Origin of the sequence: Neisseria sp. P0008.S010, from assembly GCF_051962715.1 — a bacterium.
Taxonomy (GTDB): domain Bacteria; phylum Pseudomonadota; class Gammaproteobacteria; order Burkholderiales; family Neisseriaceae; genus Neisseria; species Neisseria elongata.
The window spans coordinates 1-463 of sequence record NZ_JBQCVA010000163.1; the positions used below are offsets into that span (position 1 = coordinate 1).

General features: G+C 49.7%; 1 rRNA gene. It reads left to right on the forward strand.

Annotated elements, in window-relative coordinates:
- Window positions 1-463, forward strand: a 16S ribosomal RNA gene (locus tag ACTHSL_RS13030); the annotation flags it as partial.

The following is a 463-nucleotide window of genomic DNA, read 5'->3' on the forward strand; positions in this document are numbered from 1 at the left end:
GTGTATAAGAGACAGCCTACGGGTGGCAGCAGTTAGGAATATTGGACAATGGGGGAAACCCTGATCCAGCCATGCCGCGTGTGTGAAGAAGGCCTTAGGGTTGTAAAGCACTTTCGTCCGCGAAGATAATGACAGTAACGGAAGAAGAAGCTCCGGCTAAATTCGTGCCAGCAGCCGCGGTAATACGAATGGAGCGAGCGTTGTTCGGAATCACTGGGCGTAAAGCGTGCGCAGGCGGTTTTGAAAGTTAGAAGTGAAAGCCCAGGGCTTAACCTTGGAATTGCTTTTAAAACTTCAAGACTAGAGTATTGGAGAGGTTGGCGGAATTCCGAGTGTAGAGGTGAAATTCGCAGATATTCGGAGGAACACCAATGGCGTAGGCAGCCAACTGGACAATTACTGACGCTCATGCACGAAAGCGTGGGGATCAAACAGGATTAGATACCCTAGTAGTCCTGTCTCT